We start from the raw sequence: 4,486 nt of genomic DNA on the forward strand, positions 1-4,486 counted from the left end.
ATGCTAAATTATATTTGTATCTACCACATCCTATCTTTAGTATCCCGTTTAGAGAAACTAGAGAGGAAAATTTTCGGGAAATTCAAAACATTTTAAATTCAGAAATAAGTGAATTTATCACAGTCAATAAATAGGTTAATATATTTATAATTGATGTTAAGTTTTTGATTCAATTGAAATATTTTAGAGAAATATTATAAAAGGATACCAAATAGCGTCTACATAGCAAACTCTAATAACATTTAACTAAATTCCCAAAAAGTTTGCTAAAGTTATGGGTGAATCGCTAATATAATATATCTGTTATTAATGTCGATATTTTTGACCTTTAAATTTTGAAAATTTTGAGTAAAAGACTATGATTCCAACCGTTATTGAACAATCTGGCCGTGGCGAAAGAGCCTTCGATATCTACTCTCGACTCTTGCGCGATCGCATAATTTATCTAGGAGAAGGGATAGACTCTGACCTGGCCAATCTAATCGTCGGCCAATTATTATATTTAGACTCAGAAGACCCAGAAAAAGATATTTACCTCTATATAAACTCTCCTGGGGGTTCCGTTAGTGCTGGAATGGGTATTTATGACACCATGAGACACGTTCGGCCTGACGTCTGTACTATTTGTATGGGAATAGCCGCTAGTATGGGAGCATTTCTTCTAAGTGGAGGAACAAAAGGCAAAAGAATGAGTCTACCTAATGCCCGCATTATGATTCACCAACCATTAGGTGGTGCCCAAGGTCAGGCCACAGATATTGAAATTCAAGCTAAAGAGATATTATACCTCAAAAAATATCTCAATGAATGTTTAGCAGAACATACAGGTCAACCCATAGAAAAAATTACCGAAGATACAGAAAGAGACTTTTTTATGTCAGCCACAGAAGCAATGGAATACGGCATAATAGACCAAGTTTATAACCGTAATCCCTCTAATTCTCAACCTATATCTCCTGTTAATTAGGGAATAGGGAATAGGTAGGGTTAGGTAGAGTTTGCTAAAAAAGTCTTTTGGTAAGGGCAGGAGTCAGGAGTCAGGAGTCAGGAGTCAGGAGTCAGGAGTTAGGAGTTAGGCGAATTATAGAGAAGGTAGGAGTAAGAATTATCCCTTGATTTTTCTGCCCTTGTCTGCCCAAAATGCTAACTTTTTTCCAGATAAATAAGGATAAAGCCTTATTTTTATAGTAGACTTGTCGCTAACATAGATGGAAAAAATCCCTTAAATTAAGACACAGCAGCACAGCAGTAATTCCAGATGTTTTCAATCAGGAATAGCTAAAATCCTTACCTGAAAAGGGTTTTCCAGTTTTTTTAGTTATAAAGCGACAAATATAGTTAATCAGCAAGCCATAATTAACTATAAGCTGCCAGGGCGGTTAGAACATTCTCCCGCCTCTCAAATTTAGTCATAACAAGAATTTAACTTCTAACTTCGCGCCTTCCAACTTAGCGCCTTCTGACTTCTGACTTCTGAATTTATTGGGGTGTATCTAACGCCTCTAAATGTTGTAAAAAATCTTGCAATTTCTCAAATGAAAGGCGTGTACGACCCTCCTCTCCATAATTTTGTTTGAGAAAAGTTTTTCCTTTTGTCGCATTCCAACCCAAACGTTTAATTTCATTAGTAGTTTTGCTGAATATTTCTAAATACTGCAAAAAACTTTGTAATTCATCTACACTTAATTGTTCCAGAGATTCTTTATTGTGGTTGTATTCAAAATAATCTTTTTGTTGCTTTGCTTTCCAACCTTGGCCCTTAATTTCCTTTGTTACCTTCTGTAGCATATCTAAATATTGATGGAAATCAAATAACTCTTCAGGTGTTAAAAATTGGCGTGTTTTTTGACCATAGTTTTGCTCTAGAAAATCTCGCTCCTGCTCTTTTGTCCATGCTAAACCATCCATTAAGATATCTATACTGACATTATCGTCAGATACATCTTGTGATAAATCTGAGGAATAAATTTCATTATTACTATTTATTGAGTCAGCTAAGTCTCTTCTCGAATTTATTGGTTCTGATGTAGTTATTTGACTTTCTATATTATTTGTCGAATCTATTAGTGATTCTGTAGTTTCATCAATCTTTTTTTCCTTTTGTTCCTGACTATAATCTGTATCTAACCAACTATTATCAAATCCACTTGAATTTTGAGTAGGCTGAGAAACATCATCATAATTAATACTAGACTCTACTGTTAGTAATTCCTCTTTTTCCAGTGGGGTAGAAATTTCTGACGCCTCTAACCCAGACGAAACAGTTGGAGTATCAGAAACTTCATTTAAATCTAGATTTAATCCTGCTTTTGGTAATTCCTCTGTTTTTATTTGTAAAGGAGTATTGACATATTTTGTAAATTGTGGTTCATGCTTGGTAGCAGATGGAGATGGAGAAAGTTCAACAGAAGTTTGAGGTGCAGAAAAAGATGTATCAAGTGTAATAGTAGCAAGCGATCGCTCTCTTGCCTTGTCTTCGGCCAACTCCACAGTATCAGCAGACCCTAATCCAGTGGCTAAAGTTTCACCATTCACCTGGACCAAGACACGAACTACATACTTACCATTATGAATAGTAATTAACTCAGAGATGAAGCAACCTCTAGGATAAGAAGCTCGAAAACGTTCTAACATAATTCTTTAACTTGGTGAAACCTGAAGAAATTTCAATGTCCAATTTAGTATATTAGCAAAAATTACTTTTGCCAGAAGTCTAATTTGAAGCTATCATAAAATTTAACCAAAAACAGGCCAAATCACAATATAAGGCCATTAAAAAAAATAATAGGGGGAGGTTAACAGAAGTAGCCACGGCGAGGGAAATATTTCTCTAATAAATTCTCCGTTGCCTCTATTTTATTGCTCCACCAAATAGAAATTGCTCCACCTATGCCCACTAATTCTGAATCAATCTTCAATTGTTTTGGTAATTAGTCTATCGGAGGAGGGTTAGTAACTGTTGGCGATAATCTGGTATTATCTATAAATAATCTCCAATTATCTGTCTTATAAAAATAGCTCGACTACATAGCAAGATAGCCAACATCAGATAAAGATGACATAAATTTAAGTTTAAATCCTATTTAGCTAAAAACCAAAGTCGGATAGTAATTGAAGACTTAAATGAATCAGGATAAGCTAGCAAATGCTGTTGCTTCTATAGGTTTTTATGAATTTAGAAGGCAGCTAGAGTACAAGTGTGAGCTATATGGTTGGGAACTAATCATCATTGATAGATCATTTCCTAGCTCTAAAACTTGCTCTAATTGTGGGAACATCAAACAATATTTGGTCTTTGTCCGAGAGAGTGTTCAATTGCTCTAACTGTGGGTTCAATTTTGATAAAGACTTAAATGCTAGGAGAGAATCTAGCTATGGCGGTCAGTTATGCCGTGGCAGCTTGTGGACTGGTGAGTGCCGACACTGCCAGGACGAAGCAGAAATAGAAATAGACAACAAATCAGATAATTCCATATTTTATCGATTTTCGTAGATTTCTACTAACAGCAAACCCAATAAGCATTTTATGTCTGAAAGGAAAGCTGTGAGTTTAGCTAGTAGTGGAGCTTGGTGAAAATAACCCGTTACCTGCAAAATAATAAAAGCTTTACCAATCAATACTTTTGACTTCCGTGTAGCGGCACTAGGTACTTGACAAACAAGACAGGCCAAAATTAGTGACAATTTCTTATAGAATAAATAAACAAAAAATGGGCTATCTTAAAGTTAGTTAGAGCGTTTCAACGGCTGAGTGAATAACGACACACGGGTTTTGATTTTGGCATAATCTGCTACAATTAATGTTTGGCTGCAAGATAATGAACTGTTCTAGTTACAAAGTGAGACTCCTGAATTACCCAAACAACGGGTTTTTGAAATCCACAGTATGACCAGTCAATGGCAATGTAGCAGAACAGGGAGTGCTACCAACTCGAAACGGCAGGATGCCCACCTGACTATAAAATGCTGTAATGGGAATATCCCGAAAGGAAGTTTTGATGGTCTCAAGCAAAGACATCAAAATCCCAGACTGTTTCGCTACGCGACATGTTTGCGGAGCATTCGGTAGGAAACGTAGCCCAAAATTTAGCTATGGCAGTCAGTTCGACCGTGACAACCTGTGGACTGGAGAGTGCCGACACTTCCAAGTTGAAGCAGGAATAGAAGTAGACAATCAATCAGATAATCTATAGAAGTTAGCTGATTTTTGTAGATTTCTAGGAACGGAAAACTAGCATGAACGCAACCGATCTGCTAACTTGAGGAAACCAGGGTGAAATACTGAATGGCAGACTAATTTATAGAATAGTATAACCGATAAGAAAAAGGATAAAACGCTGCATGAAATTTTCCATCGCTACACTCCTAGCAAATTTCAGTGATGACAAATTAGTTGCTCCCAAAGCAGTGGAGAAAAAACTAGATTGTCAGGACGATCAAAGTATCCGCAAATTACAAATTGCCTTGGATGCTATAGAAAAAATAA

The 4,486-nt window shown here is 36.2% G+C and carries 7 protein-coding genes; 4 read left to right on the forward strand and 3 right to left on the reverse strand.

Going from position 1 to position 4,486, the window contains the following annotated elements:
* The first annotated feature begins 358 nt into the window (after window positions 1-358).
* Window positions 359-967: an ATP-dependent Clp endopeptidase proteolytic subunit ClpP gene (clpP, locus tag F6K22_RS23690; protein ID WP_293103535.1), complete on the forward strand. Its 609-nt coding sequence runs from the start codon at window positions 359-361 to the stop codon at window positions 965-967.
* A gap of 512 nt (window positions 968-1,479) precedes the next feature.
* Here clpP and F6K22_RS23695 read toward each other — a convergent pair.
* Both F6K22_RS23695 and F6K22_RS23700 read right to left on the reverse strand, forming a co-directional pair.
* Entirely contained in the window at window positions 1,480-2,634 is a 1,155-nt protein-coding gene (locus F6K22_RS23695; RefSeq protein ID WP_293103538.1) for a hypothetical protein, read from the reverse strand.
* A gap of 161 nt (window positions 2,635-2,795) precedes the next feature.
* Complete coding sequence (locus F6K22_RS23700; RefSeq protein WP_293103540.1) at window positions 2,796-2,918, reverse strand: hypothetical protein; 123 nt, start codon at window positions 2,916-2,918, stop codon at window positions 2,796-2,798.
* 205 nt (window positions 2,919-3,123) lie between these two features.
* On the opposite strand from F6K22_RS23700, the gene F6K22_RS23705 reads away from it, so the two are divergent.
* A complete protein-coding gene (locus F6K22_RS23705) occupies window positions 3,124-3,324 on the forward strand; it encodes a transposase (protein WP_293103543.1) in 201 nt (66 codons plus the stop codon).
* Window positions 3,269-3,493: a hypothetical protein gene (locus tag F6K22_RS23710; RefSeq protein ID WP_293103552.1), complete on the forward strand. Its 225-nt coding sequence runs from the start codon at window positions 3,269-3,271 to the stop codon at window positions 3,491-3,493. Before F6K22_RS23705 ends, F6K22_RS23710 begins: the two co-directional genes overlap by 56 nt.
* Here the strand turns inward: F6K22_RS23710 and F6K22_RS23715 are convergent.
* Entirely contained in the window at window positions 3,478-3,672 is a 195-nt protein-coding gene (locus F6K22_RS23715) for a hypothetical protein (protein WP_293103546.1), read from the reverse strand. The two genes, F6K22_RS23710 and F6K22_RS23715, sit on opposite strands and share 16 nt — an antisense overlap.
* A 299-nt stretch (window positions 3,673-3,971) precedes the next feature.
* Here F6K22_RS23715 and F6K22_RS23720 point away from each other — a divergent pair, with 299 nt between their 5' ends.
* Window positions 3,972-4,193 carry a hypothetical protein gene (locus F6K22_RS23720; RefSeq protein WP_293103549.1) on the forward strand — a complete coding sequence of 74 codons (222 nt, stop codon included), beginning with the start codon at window positions 3,972-3,974 and terminating at the stop codon, window positions 4,191-4,193.
* Window positions 4,194-4,486: the final 293 nt, after the last annotated feature.

Origin of the sequence: Okeania sp. SIO2F4, from assembly GCF_010672385.1 — a bacterium.
Taxonomy (GTDB): Bacteria; Cyanobacteriota; Cyanobacteriia; order Cyanobacteriales; family Microcoleaceae; genus Trichodesmium.